The following is a 15,212-nucleotide window of genomic DNA, read 5'->3' as shown; positions in this document are numbered from 1 at the left end:
GATGTACGCCCATGAATGCTGAATTTATAGCAGGCGTATTCAACATTTCTGCCGGTCTTGGGATCGCCGATGTACATGGACTCGTGGCCAAAATTTACACCACTGGGATAACATATATAGACAGTTGCACTCACTGGTGCGGTATTCATGTTTCCTCCCGTTTATACCCATTGAAGTTCGATAACAAAATCGCTGGCGAATCACCCTAAGTAGTGCCTAACGCATGGCCCCTTCATGTCTCGATAACGTAACTAAAAAGAGTAATTATTGGACGTAAATGAAAAAGGTCATCCTCAATTCAATCACTTAAAACCAGCTATTCCCAGCCACCCCCATTCTAAAAAGTCATAATCCTACGTTTTCCTACATGGTAATCTCGCACGTCTACCCATAGGCTTTGATCGAATGTCGACGATGGCCAGTACCAGGAAAGACCATGCCAAAAAAGTCCCACTCAGCCCTGCGTCGTAATTTCCGTGAACTGCTTGCAACGCCCGCGTGCGTTGAAACCGCTTCTGTCTTTGACCCGATGTCCGCGCGCATCGCCGCCGACCTGGGTTTCGAAGTTGGCATCCTGGGGGGCTCTGTCGCCTCGTTGCAGGTACTGGCGGCGCCCGATTTCGCATTGATCACGCTGAGTGAGTTCGTCGAACAGGCAACCAGGATTGGCCGCGTCGCTCAGTTGCCGTTCATCGCAGACGCCGATCACGGCTACGGCAACGCCCTGAACGTGATGCGCACGGTCGAAGAGCTCGAACGTGCCGGTGTCGCCGCGCTCACCATCGAAGACACGCTGCTGCCGGCGCAATTCGGGCGCAAATCCACTGACCTGATTTCCATCGAGGAAGGCATCGGCAAAGTCCGGGCTGCCCTGGAAGCACGTGTCGACCCCGAGCTGTCGATCATCGCCCGCACCAACGCCGGGGTGTTGCCGACCGAAGCGGTGATCGAGCGCACCCTGGCCTATCAAAAGGCCGGTGCCGATGGGATTTGCATGGTCGGTGTCAGCGACTTCGAACACCTGGAAAAGATCGCCGAAAACCTCACGGTGCCACTGATGCTGGTGACCTACGGCAACCCCAAGCTCAATGACGCGCAACGCCTGGCCAGCCTCGGCGTGCGTGTGGTGGTTGCCGGCCACGGCGCGTATTTTGCGGCGATCAAGGCCACCTACGACAGCCTGCGAGCCCAGCGCCAGTTGACCCACAGCACGTCGAACCTCAGCGCTACGGAGCTGACGCACACCTACACGTTGCCGGAGAGTTACGTGGCGTGGGCTGAAGAGTTCATGGATGTAAAAGAGTAATACCGAGGAGGAACGAGGGGGGCAATCCCCCTCCTCCTTCGATTCACCGCCCCACCACCCGCACGTTGCCGGGCCTGCCTTTCAGCCACTCGCACCGTCAGTTCGCCGCGCGATGACTGCCAATTCTGGCTATTTGCCTCTATGCTTGGCGCCTGGATCGCCACACCTATCGAAAAGGACTCCGATGTCGACTGAACACGCCCGTAATCAAGCCGTTGCGCTGTGGAATATCCTCGTGGCCTCCGGCCTCGCGTCTTCGCCTCAGGTCGCCGTCGAGCAAATTGCCTGCCTGATTCTGATCAAGTATCTGGAGCATCGGCGTCTTGACCGGTCGTGGACGGCGCTACTGAAGAACCGGGACCCCGCCCCCTACCTCTCGGGCATCGCCTTTCCGCGTCTACGCCATTTCGATGTTTTTCAAGACGGGGCCGAGAAGAAACGCCTGGACTTGAATGGTCTGTTCAGCGACGCCTACTTCCAGCTGGAAGCCACCAAGCCCGAAGCCCTGGTTTCGCTATTGAAGGCCGTCGACCGGTTGTTCAACTTCGTCGAAAAAAGACCGCTCGCGGCACGCTCGGCCGGCAAGGTATTCGATGATCTGCTCAGCCTCGCCGCCGTCGGCGGCAACTCGCTCAGCAGCACGCCACCGCGGCTGTCGCGATTTATGGTGTCTTTGCTCGACCCCAGGCCCGGAGCCCGGTTGATCGACCCCGCCGTGGGTACGGCGCGGTTATTGGTCGACGCCGAACTCTATATGAACAACCGTGACACCGCTTCGCACAGACTCCCAGTGGGGATAGACACCGACAACTCGCTGGCACGCATCGGCTGGATGAGCCTGCTCTTGCACAACCTCGGCCCTGCGCAGTTGCACACCGGTAACAGTGTTTCCAGGATGCTCGACGGCCTGGCCGTCAAAGGGTTGTTGGGAAGCGGTCATTACGACTATGTCCTGTGTGACCTGCCACTGGGCAACGTCGGCGATGATGCGCTGCCAGCCCAGGCGGGTTATCTGCCGCCTGCCGCATTCGGTGAAAAAAATAAACTCACCCGCAGGCTTGAGCTGCTGTTCATCTGGCGCGCCCTCGACTTGCTGAAAGTCAAGGGCCGTGCAGCGTTGGTAGTGCCCCAGGGCGTGCTCCATGGAACTACGCCGGCGCAGCGCAGATTGCGTCACGAATTGCTCGTGCGGCATGTCATCGAGGGCGTGATTTTGCTGCCGCCCGGAACACTGCCGCAGGTCTCTACCCCTGTCGCCTTGCTGGTCTTCCAAAAAGCCCAGGATTCGGAAAACGCGTCAGACCCCGACACCCGCATCGAGCCCCTGACCAGCAGCGTATGGTTCTACGACGCAGGAGAGGAAAAAAACGATCTGTACGACGCCATGGTGCACTTTCGGCAGCGAAATAAGCGGCTGAAAAGCGATGTGTATTATCAGCCGCTGGATAACACTAAACAGCCCGGCCACGACTACGTTGTGAAGGACCTCGTTGTGCTGTCTACCAACGACCTGGATGGCAGTGTTCCGGGCCCTCGGTTCATGCAGTTTTTCCCAACCCGGGCGCATGCCACCAAGCAATGGCGAGTGCCTGTTCGCGAGTGGCTGTCGAAACCCGATTGGCAAGACCTTACCGGCCAGATCAAGGGCTCCCATGACGAAGCCCAGCGCGTACGCCCGGAATATACCGCTGAGATGGCACACCGGCTGTATGTCGACGGCGTGCTGCAGGAAGGTTTCCTCGCCCCCCACTGTATCGAGGCCAACCAATGGAGCCTGGACCTCAATGATTACCGCTGGCCTGAAGCGCCGAGGGTTCCCCAGGGCACCAGTACGTTGGCGCTGATTGATGAGCTGCGCGCGATCGAGCACGACATTCTCGGCCGATTGGACGACCTGCGCTCACTGCTGGAGGCGGGCCGATGAGTGGCGTTTCCCCTTGGCGGGAAGTGCCGTTGTTGCATCTGTGCAAGCTCAATCCGAGGTACAGCCTGCCTGCCGATGAATTGTCCGTCGACTATGTCGATTACGCGGGAATTGACGATGAAACCGGCGAAATCCTGAACAGCAGCCAGCGCTTGCTGGCAGACGTACCTGAAGGCACGGCCATGTTTCGCCAGGGCGATATGCTGTTCGCCGGCGTCACGTCAGGACGCTGGGTATCGGCGGTGGTCGGCGAACTGCAACACGGCGTGGGATTCGGGCCTCAGATGAGCGTTCTGCGCCCCGGCCCCAACGTATCTGCCCGTTACCTATGGCATGTATTCCAGCAGCCCTGGCTGCGCCAGCAAGCCGCGCGCAGTAACACCTCAACGCTCAGCCAGCCAACCTTGCCCCATGGTTTTTTTCGCAACCTGCATATCGCGCTGCCATCGATGGACGAGCAGCGCTATATCGTCGACGTGCTGGAGCAGGCCGGTGTGCGCCCCTATCGGGACGCCGTAGACAGGGTCCGTCACCTCAAGCGTGAACTGGCGTCGCGGCTGATGTTAGGGCTACCAGGGCCCGGCTGGGCCTTGCTGACGTTGGCCGACATCGTTCGGGTCAACCCTGACTATGACGAAACCGAGACAGAGTACGCCGCCGATGCCGAGGTGGCGTTCTTTGGCCAGCGGGATCTTATGGCCCCTCACCTGCGGCCGACATTGGTGCGCTTTCACGACATGCCCAACCCTGGCCGTGAAGTTCGCAGCGGCGACCTGCTGCTCGGCGCACATCCCGACCGGGTTACCTATGGCCACGTGGGCGTAGTGCCCAAGGGGGATGTACCGACATTCGCCGCGCGCACATTGACCGTGCTGCGCCCAAATGAAGGGGTCAGCGCGGACTACCTCGTCTCGTTGTTCAGGTCTGCTTGGTTCGACCTGGCCGTGACGCCCGAGCGGCGCCTCGACGACATGTACCTGCTGGGACGCATGAAGGTCGCACTGCCCCCCTTGGCCGAGCAGCACCGCATCGTTGGCATACTTGACGCCGTGCCCGTGAAGAGGATCGAGGACGCCCTGGAAAAGTCCCGCGTTCTCTATCATGCACTCGCGCGCGACGCGTTCGACGGCAAGCTGTCCACCCGTTGGCGCGCGCCTTCACCGGCATATGTCGCGCCATCACTACCAGACGATGACATCGAGGCCGCACCGGTCCTATCCAGCGCGTTCAGACGCGCCTACCGCACCACGGCGACTGAACAACTGTCCTTGCTCCAACGCCTGGTATGGCGCGGGCTGCGTGGGCGCAGCCAGGCGCTGATCGTCGACGATCCTGAAAGCTTCGAAGCCTTCTGCACCTCGCAAGCCCTGAACCCTTTGCATCAGTACGTCAGTCCTAGCCAGGTTCGCCGAACCCTGGAACAACTATGCGCGCTGGGCTTGATCCAGCAAATCAGCCTGCCGCCCCGCGCCAAGGGGAATGCTGCACCTTATCTGGCGGCGTTTCGCGCCTATCGGCAGAGCAAGGATTGGCGCAGTAAGGACGGCCTGGCATCGCGGGATGCCAAAGCATTGAGAGCAAGCATTCTCGAAGCCGAGTTGGGGTTATAAATGCGCCTGCGCTATCTGAGTATCGATCGTTACCCTCCCCTGTCCAACGTACAGATCTGCTTCTCGAACAAGGCGCCCTGGCCGGTGCTGGGTGATGAAGCCAACCGTTGCGGGATCCATTTCATCGCCGGGCTTAACGGCAGTGGCAAGAGCCACCTGCTCAGGGCGATTTCCGCGATTTTCCTGGCGATGGCGGACGGGCAACTGCCCGGTTTTCCGTTTACGCTGATCTATGAGTTGGGGGCCAATGAACAGTTCTGCGAAGTTGTCTTCGACAACCCTGGCAAACAAAGCGAAGCCGCCATCTGGCAGCGCACTAAAAACCCTTTTCCCAAGTATTGCGCCGAAGCGGTCTTTTCAGAGTCCCTTGACGTGTTGCGCACGGGTGGGCATGAGTCACTTGGATTCGTCACGCGGGTACCAAGGGGAAGCTTTCCCCAGGGCGTGAAAGATCTGCTGCCCAAGGTCCTCGCCTACACCTCCGGGTCGTGGAGGCCTTGGCAAGCCATCTGGCAACCCCCTCTCAGCGCCGACGCACTCCCCGATGTCAACGATCACGAACTGTACGGCCAGGGCCTGGAGCGCCCGGCCGGCTGGACTCATTACGATGAGAGCAGCGTTCGGCTCAACGAGTTGCCGAGCCCGCCAACCAGCCCCTTGGCGTATACCAACCGGGATGCCAGTGACCTGCTCAGTCGGCCATTCCTGCTGAGCGACAATCGTCCTGATGCAGCCCTGCTGGCGGTGGCGCTGCACGATAGCCTGGTTACCCGCAGCGGCCAGGGAGAGCCTCGGTTGGCCGCGCTGCTGCAAACAGCAGGCTGGCATCAATTGGTCAGTGTGGGCCTGCTGATTGACTTGGATAAAGTGAAGGACGCGCCGCCCGCGTTCCAGAAAAAAATCCATGACCTGCTGCTGATGGCCGGTGATGTGATTGCAATCCCCCATCCGAATCGCTCCTTGCGCAGGGTTTATTTCGATATCGAAGGAGATGTGCCTGCTACGCGAACGTCCTGTTTCGACGCACGCTTTCACAACCAGGACATTCAACATCAGGGCGACGTACTGGCGCTGATGCTTGGGGAAGCCAGCCAAAGTCCATTCAGTCGCTTCCATGAGTTGATCCGCTGGATGGCCCTGGGCTTGGTTGGCGATCTTGAGATGTGCATTCGTCGCGATGGCAAAACCAGTCGCGAAGACGCCCTCCACGACCAAGGCATCATGGCCTACAGCGAAATGTCGGACGGCGAACAGATGGTCCTGCGGCGCTGGGCGCTGTTTTATCTGCTGGCCGGCGAGCCTGATGCGCTGCTGCTGTTGGACGAACCCGAGACCCATTTCAATGACAGCTGGAAGCGCGAAATTGTCAGCATCATCGAGCACGCCATGGGCAGGGACAACAGCGCCGTGCTGGTGGCCAGCCATTCGTCAATTGTGTTGTCCGACGTGTTTGACGAGGAAGTCATCTTCATCGCCAAAGACAGCACCGGCCACTCCCGCGCCGGCACATTAAAAACACGCACCTTCGGCACCGAGCCTGGGGCGCTGTTGATGTCGGTGTTCAAGGCCAAGGACAGCATCGGTTCACGGGCGAAGGCTCGCATCGAAAAATTCCTGGACGAGGTGAAAGGTATCCAAGTTCCGCTGGCTGAGGACATTGCCGGCGTCGAAACCTTGATTGCGCACCTGGGCACGGGTTTCCACCGTTCGGAACTGCGGGTGCTGTTGAACCGCTGGAAGGAAGATGACGAGGCCAGGGCATTGAAGCAACTGCTGCCAAGCTTGAAAGACGGTGCGATGCGCAACGGTGTCCTTGAGTTGCTCAAGCAACATTACGAGGGCAAATCGGATGCTTAAGCCGATTCAATACAGCAAGTGGGCACCGGCGTTGGCAGCCTGCCAGAAAATGATGCACACCTTTGCCTTGTGGTTGTGTGAACCCACCGTCCATAGCGGCCGACTCACTGAAGCAGAACTCATCAAGGCACTGGACACGCGGATCGAGGGTAAATGGCTCTGGCACTTTCTGGGGCGAAAGGTGGGTAAAACACCGCTGTTGACGCACGCCATTCGATTGGCCGATCTCAGCATCAGCGACAAAAACAACCTGAAACAGTGGGTGATGAAAACCAGCGATGTGTCGGGCTATTTTTCATTGGCGCCCAACACCCATGTGCTCCCGATCAAAAAACCATTCCAGACCGATGCCGACTGGGACGCGCTGCAAATACTGATGGAAGCGTTCTACTCGCCAGGGTTGCGCAAGGGATTGCCCTATGGTGTCGCGGGCAATGCCACTGACGACAAGCCCAGCCAGGTTACCTACGAGTTCTTCAAGCAGGACTTTCAGCAGGTTCACAAAGTCGACGACCATCCCGATGCTCGCGAGGCGTGCGTGGTGTGTGGGGCTGAACTGGGCAAGGCGCATGTGGATCACTGGGTAGCCAAAGCGCAATTCCCGCTGCTGTCAGTGTGCGCAGACAACCTCATCCCCATGTGCGACGACTGCAACGAGGCCCCGAATAAAGGAACGCACAAGGTCCACACAGATGGCTCGTTTCAAGAGTGGTTCCATCCCTACAAACGGCCACCGGCGGGAAAGTTTGCGCTGAAGCTGCTGCCGGTCGACCTTGAGGTTGAACTGGAAAGCATCGACCCGATCGATGCACCAAGGGTTGTCAACCTGAATCGCGTGTTCAATCTGAGCGAACGCTGGAGCAAAGAAGTGCGCGCCGAATACCGTCGGGTCCAGCGCTGGCTGGAGCGCTGGCAGGTGGATAAAAAGGCCGCCCTGACAACCCAGGAACTTGATCGGGCGGTGTTGGATATGGCCAAGCGTCTTTGCGCGGCAGAACCCAATCATGCCGTGCATCAGGCATTGTTTGAGGTGATCTGCGATCCAGCTCGACTGCTGGCGTGGCAGACCGAGCTAAAAGCTGACTTCGAGGAGAAAGTAGCACTGGGCCTGGTCTGAGCCCTGCCCGTGCAGGTAAGCCTGTCGGTACGCGGGAATTATCCCACCCAGCCGACGGCAGTCTTGGGAATAACCTCCGACTCATCCAGTTTGGACGCGAACATACTCACGGCCTGCACCGCGTCACTGGTGCTGGTGCGGATCTGCAGGATCACCGAACCTGCCTGGTCCGCCAGGTTCACCCCGCGTTGCGCACCTTCCTGGGTGGCGTTCATGCTGGTCACCGCATCGCGGGTCTCGGAGAGGATCATGCCGATCATCTCAGCGATTTCCGCGGTGGAACGGCTGGTACGCCCGGCCAGTTGCCTGACCTCATCGGCGACCACCGCAAAACCACGGCCCTGGTCACCCGCTCGGGCAGCTTCGATGGCAGCGTTGAGCGCCAACAGGTTGGTCTGGTCGGCAATGCCGCGGATGGTATTGACGATGGCGGTAATTTGCTCCGAGCGATCGCCCAGTTGGCCGACCAATCTTGCCGAGGCGCCGATGTTGTCGGCGATGCGGCGCATTTCACTGGCGGTCTCCTGGATGACCTGGGTGCCGTGCTCGGCGAACCGCTCGGTCTCGGATGAGATGTGGTAAGCCCGGGAGGCGCCGCGAGAGTCTTCCTCGAATTTCTCCACGCGCTCGGTAATGTCGCTGGCGAACTTGACGATCTTGATCAGCTTGCCGTCGCCGTCGTAGACCGGGTTGTAACTGGCCTCCAGCCACGCGATCCGGCCATGTTTGCCAAGACGCTTGAATTGCCCGGTGAAGAATTCACCGTTGTTCAAGCGTCGCCAGAAATCGGCGTACTCGTTGCTGTTGATCAAGCTCGGCTCGCAAAACAGACGGTGGTGTTTGCCTTTGATTTCGGCCAGCGAGTATCCCATCAGATGCAGAAAGTTCTCGTTGGCGTCCAGTACCTGCCCGCTCAAGTCGAACTCGATCACCGCCATTGCCCGGTCCAATGCCACGAGCTTGCTGCGGGTCGCCGCTTCCTGTTCGACTTTAGCAGTGACGTCCAGCGCGTACTTGACCACTTTCAGCACCTGGCCACGCTCATCCAGCACCGGGTTGTAGCTGGCCTCCAGCCAGATGGTCTTGCCGTGGGCATCCACTCGTTTGAAGGTGCCAGAGACGAACTTGCCCGCCTTGAGTTCACCCCAGAACTGGCTGTAGGCCGGGCTGTTGGTCAGCGCCGGCAAGCAAAAGTCCCGGTGGGATTTGCTCGCCAATTGGTCGCGGCTGTAACCCAAGGTTTTCAGGAAATTGTCGTTGGCACGCAGCACCTTGCCGTTGAGGTCGAATTCGACGATTGCCATGGAGCGTTCCAGGGCGTTGATCAGTCCTTTGTACTCGGTGACTTCGGCCATCCTGGTCGCCAGTTCTGTCTTGAGTGTTTTATTGAACATGACCTGCCCTCAGCGCTGCGGAAAAAACCTTCTCTGATTGGCTATCGGCCGTGAAATCCGCGACTTTACGTCGTAAAAATGATTATTTTCTGACGTCAAATTCTTGCGCAACCCCGCATGATTCAAGGCTTGGCAGCGAGTGAAGCCAATCGCTCACGCATACCGCTGCTGGCGGCCGGGCCCGCCTGCAACACACAGTGATCCAACGGTACGATCTGGCCCTCGGCACTCGCCAACATCGGCTGCACCGGTCGCCCCGTGTCCCGCTCGACCAGCTCGACACTGGTACCCTCCTCGGCGTAATGCCGGTTGCCCCAAGCCACCAGCGACATCAGCACCATGCGGAAATCCTCGCCCTTGGCGGTCGGCACATATTCATAGCGCGGCGGTCGCTCGCTGTAGGCCCTGCGCTCCAACATTCCCGCCTCCACCAACGCCGTCAGGCGGCGCGTGAGCATGTTCGGCGCAATGCCCAAGCTGCGCGAAAACTCATCGAAGCGGCGCAGCCCCTGCAACGCGTCGCGCATGATCAGGATGCTCCACCATTCCCCTACCCGTTCGAGGCTACGGGCGATGGGGCATTCGTCGCGGGTCAGGGACTTGCGCTGCATAGGGCTCCTTTGAGGCGGTGCAAAATTGTGTGACGCCATGTTACTTTCATCATGATAGTGACGTCCATAGGGTCTGAACCCTCAACGCAACCGGAGTCGATTGATCATGAGTAAACGTATCGTTGTGACAGGCATGGGTGCGCTGACGCCACTGGGTGCTGACGTTGAGTCAACCTGGAAACGCCTGTTGAACGGGCAGTCGGGCATTCGTCGCCTGCCTGAAGAGCTCATCGGTGACCTGGCCATCAGCATCGGCGGCCAAGTCCAGAGCGTGCTGCAGGATCCTGAAGCCGGGTTCGATCCTGATCGCCTGTTGGCGGCCAAAGAACAGCGCAAGATGGACCGTTTTATCCTGTTCGCACTGGCGGCGGCCGATGAAGCCTTGAAGCAGGCCGGCTGGGCACCAAAGACCTTGCAAGAACAGGAACGCACCGCAACCATCATCGCCTCGGGCGTCGGCGGCTTTCCGGCCATCGCTGAGGCGGTACGCACCACCGACAGCAAGGGGCCACGACGCTTGTCGCCGTTCACCATTCCATCGTTCCTGAGCAATATGGCCGCCGGGCATGTATCGATCAACTATGGCTTGAAAGGCCCATTGGGGGCACCGGTCACGGCCTGTGCGGCGGGTGTGCAGGCCATTGGCGACGCCGCACGGATGATCCGTGCTGGCGAAGTGGATGTGGCGGTGTGCGGGGGAGCCGAAGCGGCGATCCATCGGGTCAGCCTGGCCGGCTTTGCGGCGGCGCGGGCCTTGTCCAGCGACTTTAACGACGCACCCGAGCGCGCCTCGCGCCCATTCGATCAGGCGCGTGACGGTTTTGTCATGGGCGAAGGCGCCGGCATCCTGGTGATCGAGGAACTGGAACACGCCCTAGCACGCGGTGCCCAGCCGATCGCAGAACTGGTGGGCTACGGCACCAGTGCCGATGCCTACCACATGACGGCTGGCCCGGAAGACGGTGACGGCGCGCGCCGGGCGATGACGCAGGCCTTGCGCCAGGCGGGCATCGAGGCGTCCGCGGTGCAGTACCTGAATGCGCACGCCACCTCGACGCCGGTGGGCGACAAAGGCGAATTGGCGGCCATCAGGACCGTATTCGGGCCCGGTGGTCGCCTGGCGATCAGTTCGACCAAGTCCGCCACTGGCCACTTGCTCGGCGCTGCGGGCGGCATCGAAGCCATCTTCACCGTGCTTGCCCTGCGCGATCAGGTCGCACCGGTGACGCTCAACCTGGAAAACCCGGATGACCTGGCCGAAGGGTTGGACATGGTGCGCGGTGATGCGCGGCCCATGCCGATTGAATATGCGCTGTCCAACGGCTTCGGGTTTGGTGGCGTGAATGCCAGCGTGCTGTTCCGCCGCTGGGTATAAGCCAGCGGTTTGCCCCTGAGGGTATTTTCGGGGACCATGGGCGCCTTTCTGTCACTGCCAGCACGAGGCGCCCATGGCCAACCACGACCTGTCCTACACCCCCGACCCGGATGCCGAGTCGATTTCCTCCGACGTTATCGGTTTCAACGGCATCCTCGTCTCCACCCAGATCCCCACTCGTGCCGACGGCAGCCTGGAGCTTGGCGATATCACGCTGCAAAGCGAATGCACCCTGCAAGCCTTGAAAGTGGCTTTGGAAAAAGCCGGCAGCAGCATGGACCGGGTCATGCACCTGACCATTTATCTGACCGATATGGCCGACCGCGCAGCGTTCAACGAGGTCTACAAACGCTTCTTCGCCAAGCCCTGGCCCGTGCGCGCGGCGGTTGGCGTGGCTGCACTGGCGGTAGACGGCATGCGTGTGGAAGTCACGGCGATGGCCGCCAAGGCCTGAGTTGATGCCGGTCAGGCAATTCACGGCTACAATGCCCGCCTCAACCGTGACAAGCCTGACTAAAAAAACTATGTCCTTGCCCAAGCATCACCTGGAATTGCTCAGCCCTGCCCGCGATGTCGCCATCGCGCGCGAGGCTATCCTGCATGGCGCCGACGCCATCTACATCGGCGGCCCCAGCTTCGGCGCGCGCCATAACGCGTGCAACGAAGTGAGCGATATCGCTCAACTGGTGGAATTCGCCCGTCGTTACCACGCCCGCGTGTTCACGACCATCAACACCATCTTGCATGACAACGAACTCGAAGCCGCACGCAAGCTGATCCATCAGCTCTACGACGCCGGTGTCGATGCGTTGATCGTGCAAGACCTGGGCGTGATGGAGCTGGATATTCCGCCCATCGAGCTGCACGCCAGCACCCAGACCGATATCCGCACCCTGGGCCGCGCCAAGTTCCTCGACCAGGCCGGTTTCTCGCAGTTGGTCCTGGCCCGTGAGCTGAACCTGCAGGAAATCCGTGCCATCGCCGACGAGACCGATGCCGCCATCGAGTTCTTTATCCACGGCGCCCTGTGCGTGGCGTTCTCCGGGCAGTGCAACATCTCCCACGCGCAAAATGGCCGCAGCGCCAACCGTGGCGACTGCTCCCAGGCCTGCCGCCTGCCGTACACCTTGAAAGATGACCAGGGCCGCGTCGTGGCCTTTGAAAAGCACCTGTTGTCGATGAAAGACAACAACCAGAGCGCCAACCTGCGCGCCCTGGTCGAAGCCGGCGTGCGTTCGTTCAAGATCGAAGGTCGCTACAAGGACATGGGCTATGTGAAGAACATCACCGCCTATTACCGCCAGCGCCTCGACGAAATCCTCGAAGACCGTCCGGACCTCGCCCGCGCGTCCAGCGGCCGTACCGCGCATTTCTTCCTGCCCGACCCGGAAAAAACCTTCCACCGTGGCAGCACCGACTACTTTGTCAGCGACCGCAAGATCGACATCGGCGCCTTCGACACCCCGACCTTCACCGGCCTGCCGGTGGGTGTGGTGGAAAAAGCCGGCAAGCGTGACCTGCAAGTGATCACCCATGAGCCGCTGTCCAACGGCGACGGCCTCAATGTGCTGGTCAAGCGCGAAGTGGTGGGTTTCCGCGCCAACATCGCCGAGCCCAAGGGCGAGTTTGAGGAAGACGGTGAGAAGCGCTACCGCTACCGCGTCGAGCCGAATGAAATGCCGGCCGGCCTGCATCAGTTGCGCCCCAACCACCCGCTGAACCGCAACCTGGACCACAACTGGCAGCAGGCATTGCTCAAGACCTCGGCCGAACGCCGTATCGGCCTGTCATGGGTCGCACGTTTGCGCGAAGAACAGCTGGAAGTCACCGCCACCAGCGAAGAAGGCATCTGCGCCAGCGTCACCCTGCCCGGCCCGTTCGGCGTGGCCAACAAGCCGGAACAGGCGCTGGACACCCTGCGCGACCTGCTTGGCCAACTCGGTACCACCGAGTATCACGCCACCCGTATCGAACTGGATGCACCGCAGGCGTTCTTCATTCCCAACTCGCAACTCAAGGCATTGCGCCGCGAAGTGATCGAAGCGCTGACCGCCGCCCGTGTTGCCGCACACCCGCGTGGCGGGCGCAAATCCGAAACCACGCCGCCGCCGGTGTACCCGGAAGCGCACCTGTCGTTCCTGGCCAACGTCTACAACCAGAAAGCCCGCGACTTCTATCACCGTCACGGCGTGAAGTTGATCGACGCGGCCTTCGAAGCCCACGAAGAAACCGGCGAAGTGCCGGTGATGATCACCAAGCACTGCCTGCGTTTCTCGTTCAACCTCTGCCCTAAACAGGCCAAGGGTGTTACGGGTGTGAAGACCAAGGTCGCGCCGATGCAGTTGATTCATGGCGACGAAGTGCTGACCCTGAAGTTCGACTGCAAACCCTGCGAGATGCACGTGGTGGGCAAGATCAAGGGGCATATCCTGGGGCTGCCGCAACCGGGCAGTGCCGTGGAGCATTTCAACCCGGAAAATCTCATCTATCAGGGCACGCACTGACCCTGTGGGAGCGGGGCCACCACCAGCCCCGCTGCAACCCCGCCGCTGCCAGCAGAATTGCCGCCACCCCCAGCCATTGCAGCCAGCCCAGGCGATGCCCGAAGGCGATCCAATCGACGAAGATCGCCGCAATCGGGTAGATAAACGACAGTGCGCCGGTGATGGCGGTGGGCAGTTTCTGGATCGCGCCATACAGCAACACATACATCAAACCGGTGTGCACCACGCCGAGCGTCGCCAGTGCCGCCCAGGCGTGGGTGGTGACCGGCAAGCTATGCCAGGGCACCAGCGGCGCCAATAGCAGCGCGCCCGTCGTCACCTGGATCAACGCCATCAAATGCGGCGGTACGTCCTTCAAACGCTTGATGATCAGTGCGGCAATCGCGTACAGCAATGCCGCGCCCAGCGCCAAGGCAATGCCTGCAAGGTAATCGTCGCCGGTTGGCTGATCGCCATGGGCGGTGACAATCGCCAGCATTCCCAGGAACGCCACGCTCAGCCACGCCAGTTTCTGCACGGTGATCTTTTCCCCGAGGAACAGCGCCGCCAGCATCACCAACATGAACGGCTGCACGTTGTACACCGCCGTACTGATGGCGATCGATGCACGGGAATAGGATTCGAACAGCAGCAACCAATTGCCGACAATCGCCACGCCACTGAGCATCGCCAGGCCGAGCTTGGCCTTATTGAGCAGGTCCAGCCGCAGGTAACCCAGCAGCGCGCACACCAGCAACAGGGTCAGCCCACCGATCACGCAGCGCCAGAACACCACTTCGATCACCGACACACCGGACACCAGCACGAACCAGCCGATGGTGCCCGAAATCAGCATGGCGGCGATCATTTCCCACGAACCGCGACGGATGGATGAATCCATGATTGATGCTCCTCAAGTGAGGCTCAATTATGGCAATCTGCTTGTGAGCGGCTCCAGCGACTAAAAAAGGCAAAACCCCGAAATTACCTTTTCTTATTAGGCGAACACCATGATCGACACCATCGACCAGCAACTCATCGCCGCCTTGATGGATGACTCGCGGTTGTCCCTCAAGGCCCTGGCGGGCATCACCGGGCTGTCCTCGCCCAGCGTCGGCGAACGCCTGCGCCGCCTGGAAGAACGCGGCGTGCTGACCCACTACACCGTCGACATCGACCCCAAGCACTTCGGCTACCTGCTGCAAGCCATCGTGCGCATCCGCCCCCTGCCCGGCAAATTGCAGGAAGTGGAGCGCCAGATCCAGGCGATCCCCGAGTTCACCGAATGCGACAAGGTCACCGGCGAAGACTGCTTCATCGCGCGCCTGCACGTGCGCACCATGGACCATCTCGACAGCCTGCTGGATCGGATCAACGCCTATGCCGAAACCAACACCGCCATCGTCAAGAAAACCCCAGTAAAGCGACGCTTGCCGCCGCTGACCAACGACTGACCCGTAACACACCGATTCCTGTGGCGAGCGGGCTTGTTGTGGATGAAGCGGGCTTCCTGTGGCGAGCGGGCTTGCCCCGCG

At 60.3% G+C, this 15,212-nt stretch carries 12 protein-coding genes; 9 read left to right on the top strand and 3 right to left on the bottom strand.

Going from position 1 to position 15,212, the window contains the following annotated elements:
• The first annotated feature begins 436 nt into the window (after positions 1-436).
• The 5 genes from J1G35_RS08450 (at position 437) to J1G35_RS08430 (ending at position 7,814) form a co-directional block, all read left to right on the top strand.
• Positions 437-1,306 (top strand): oxaloacetate decarboxylase, encoded by an 870-nt coding sequence (locus J1G35_RS08450; protein WP_053130002.1) that lies wholly within the window; start codon positions 437-439, stop codon positions 1,304-1,306.
• A gap of 184 nt (positions 1,307-1,490) precedes the next feature.
• On the top strand, positions 1,491-3,230 hold the full coding sequence (locus tag J1G35_RS08445; protein ID WP_223014555.1) for an N-6 DNA methylase: 1,740 nt from the start codon (positions 1,491-1,493) through the stop codon (positions 3,228-3,230).
• Positions 3,227-4,840, top strand: a complete 1,614-nt coding sequence (locus J1G35_RS08440; RefSeq protein WP_223014553.1) for a hypothetical protein — start codon at positions 3,227-3,229, stop codon at positions 4,838-4,840. The genes J1G35_RS08445 and J1G35_RS08440 overlap by 4 nt, the downstream gene beginning before the upstream one ends.
• On the top strand, positions 4,841-6,697 hold the full coding sequence (locus tag J1G35_RS08435; protein WP_223014551.1) for an AAA family ATPase: 1,857 nt from the start codon (positions 4,841-4,843) through the stop codon (positions 6,695-6,697). It begins immediately after the preceding gene.
• Positions 6,690-7,814 (top strand): hypothetical protein, encoded by a 1,125-nt coding sequence (locus tag J1G35_RS08430; RefSeq protein ID WP_223014549.1) that lies wholly within the window; start codon positions 6,690-6,692, stop codon positions 7,812-7,814. The genes J1G35_RS08435 and J1G35_RS08430 overlap by 8 nt, the downstream gene beginning before the upstream one ends.
• Positions 7,815-7,852: 38 nt before the next feature.
• Here the strand turns inward: J1G35_RS08430 and J1G35_RS08425 are convergent, their stop codons facing one another.
• Both J1G35_RS08425 and J1G35_RS08420 read right to left on the bottom strand, forming a co-directional pair.
• Complete coding sequence (locus J1G35_RS08425) at positions 7,853-9,208, bottom strand: PAS domain-containing methyl-accepting chemotaxis protein (protein WP_053130018.1); 1,356 nt, start codon at positions 9,206-9,208, stop codon at positions 7,853-7,855.
• A gap of 122 nt (positions 9,209-9,330) precedes the next feature.
• Positions 9,331-9,819, bottom strand: coding sequence for a helix-turn-helix domain-containing protein (locus tag J1G35_RS08420; RefSeq protein WP_053130021.1), 489 nt, complete (start codon positions 9,817-9,819; stop codon positions 9,331-9,333).
• Between the two features lie 106 nt (positions 9,820-9,925).
• Between J1G35_RS08420 and fabF the strand changes: the two genes are divergently transcribed.
• The 3 genes from fabF (at position 9,926) to J1G35_RS08405 (ending at position 13,698) form a co-directional block, all read left to right on the top strand.
• Entirely contained in the window at positions 9,926-11,194 is a 1,269-nt protein-coding gene (gene fabF, locus J1G35_RS08415; protein WP_223014548.1) for a beta-ketoacyl-ACP synthase II, read from the top strand.
• A 73-nt stretch (positions 11,195-11,267) separates the two neighbouring features.
• Positions 11,268-11,648 (top strand): RidA family protein, encoded by a 381-nt coding sequence (locus J1G35_RS08410; protein ID WP_223014546.1) that lies wholly within the window; start codon positions 11,268-11,270, stop codon positions 11,646-11,648.
• Between the two features lie 70 nt (positions 11,649-11,718).
• Positions 11,719-13,698, top strand: coding sequence for a U32 family peptidase (locus tag J1G35_RS08405; RefSeq protein WP_223014544.1), 1,980 nt, complete (start codon positions 11,719-11,721; stop codon positions 13,696-13,698).
• Here J1G35_RS08405 and J1G35_RS08400 read toward each other — a convergent pair.
• Positions 13,676-14,578, bottom strand: coding sequence for a DMT family transporter (locus J1G35_RS08400; RefSeq protein WP_223014542.1), 903 nt, complete (start codon positions 14,576-14,578; stop codon positions 13,676-13,678). The genes J1G35_RS08405 and J1G35_RS08400 overlap by 23 nt on opposite strands.
• Positions 14,579-14,687: 109 nt before the next feature.
• Between J1G35_RS08400 and J1G35_RS08395 the strand changes: the two genes are divergently transcribed.
• Positions 14,688-15,131 (top strand): Lrp/AsnC family transcriptional regulator, encoded by a 444-nt coding sequence (locus tag J1G35_RS08395; protein WP_053130035.1) that lies wholly within the window; start codon positions 14,688-14,690, stop codon positions 15,129-15,131.
• Positions 15,132-15,212: the final 81 nt, after the last annotated feature.

It is taken from the genome of Pseudomonas sp. SH10-3B (genome assembly GCF_019891415.1).
Lineage (GTDB): Bacteria > Pseudomonadota > Gammaproteobacteria > Pseudomonadales > Pseudomonadaceae > Aquipseudomonas.
The sequence above is the reverse complement of the archived record's forward strand: the minus strand, read 5'-3'. Positions and strand labels throughout refer to the sequence as shown.

Excerpts from the sequence above, each read along its gene's own strand:
- J1G35_RS08450 (WP_053130002.1), top strand. The coding sequence starts at position 437 with ATGCCAAAAAAGTCCCACTCAGCCCTGCGTCGTAATTTCCGTGAACTG.
- J1G35_RS08445 (WP_223014555.1), top strand. The coding sequence starts at position 1,491 with ATGTCGACTGAACACGCCCGTAATCAAGCCGTTGCGCTGTGGAATATC.
- J1G35_RS08440 (WP_223014553.1), top strand. The coding sequence starts at position 3,227 with ATGAGTGGCGTTTCCCCTTGGCGGGAAGTGCCGTTGTTGCATCTGTGC.
- J1G35_RS08435 (WP_223014551.1), top strand. The coding sequence starts at position 4,841 with ATGCGCCTGCGCTATCTGAGTATCGATCGTTACCCTCCCCTGTCCAAC.
- J1G35_RS08430 (WP_223014549.1), top strand. The coding sequence starts at position 6,690 with ATGCTTAAGCCGATTCAATACAGCAAGTGGGCACCGGCGTTGGCAGCC.
- J1G35_RS08425 (WP_053130018.1), bottom strand. The coding sequence starts at position 9,208 with ATGTTCAATAAAACACTCAAGACAGAACTGGCGACCAGGATGGCCGAA.
- J1G35_RS08420 (WP_053130021.1), bottom strand. The coding sequence starts at position 9,819 with ATGCAGCGCAAGTCCCTGACCCGCGACGAATGCCCCATCGCCCGTAGC.
- fabF (WP_223014548.1), top strand. The coding sequence starts at position 9,926 with ATGAGTAAACGTATCGTTGTGACAGGCATGGGTGCGCTGACGCCACTG.
- J1G35_RS08410 (WP_223014546.1), top strand. The coding sequence starts at position 11,268 with ATGGCCAACCACGACCTGTCCTACACCCCCGACCCGGATGCCGAGTCG.
- J1G35_RS08405 (WP_223014544.1), top strand. The coding sequence starts at position 11,719 with ATGTCCTTGCCCAAGCATCACCTGGAATTGCTCAGCCCTGCCCGCGAT.
- J1G35_RS08400 (WP_223014542.1), bottom strand. The coding sequence starts at position 14,578 with ATGGATTCATCCATCCGTCGCGGTTCGTGGGAAATGATCGCCGCCATG.
- J1G35_RS08395 (WP_053130035.1), top strand. The coding sequence starts at position 14,688 with ATGATCGACACCATCGACCAGCAACTCATCGCCGCCTTGATGGATGAC.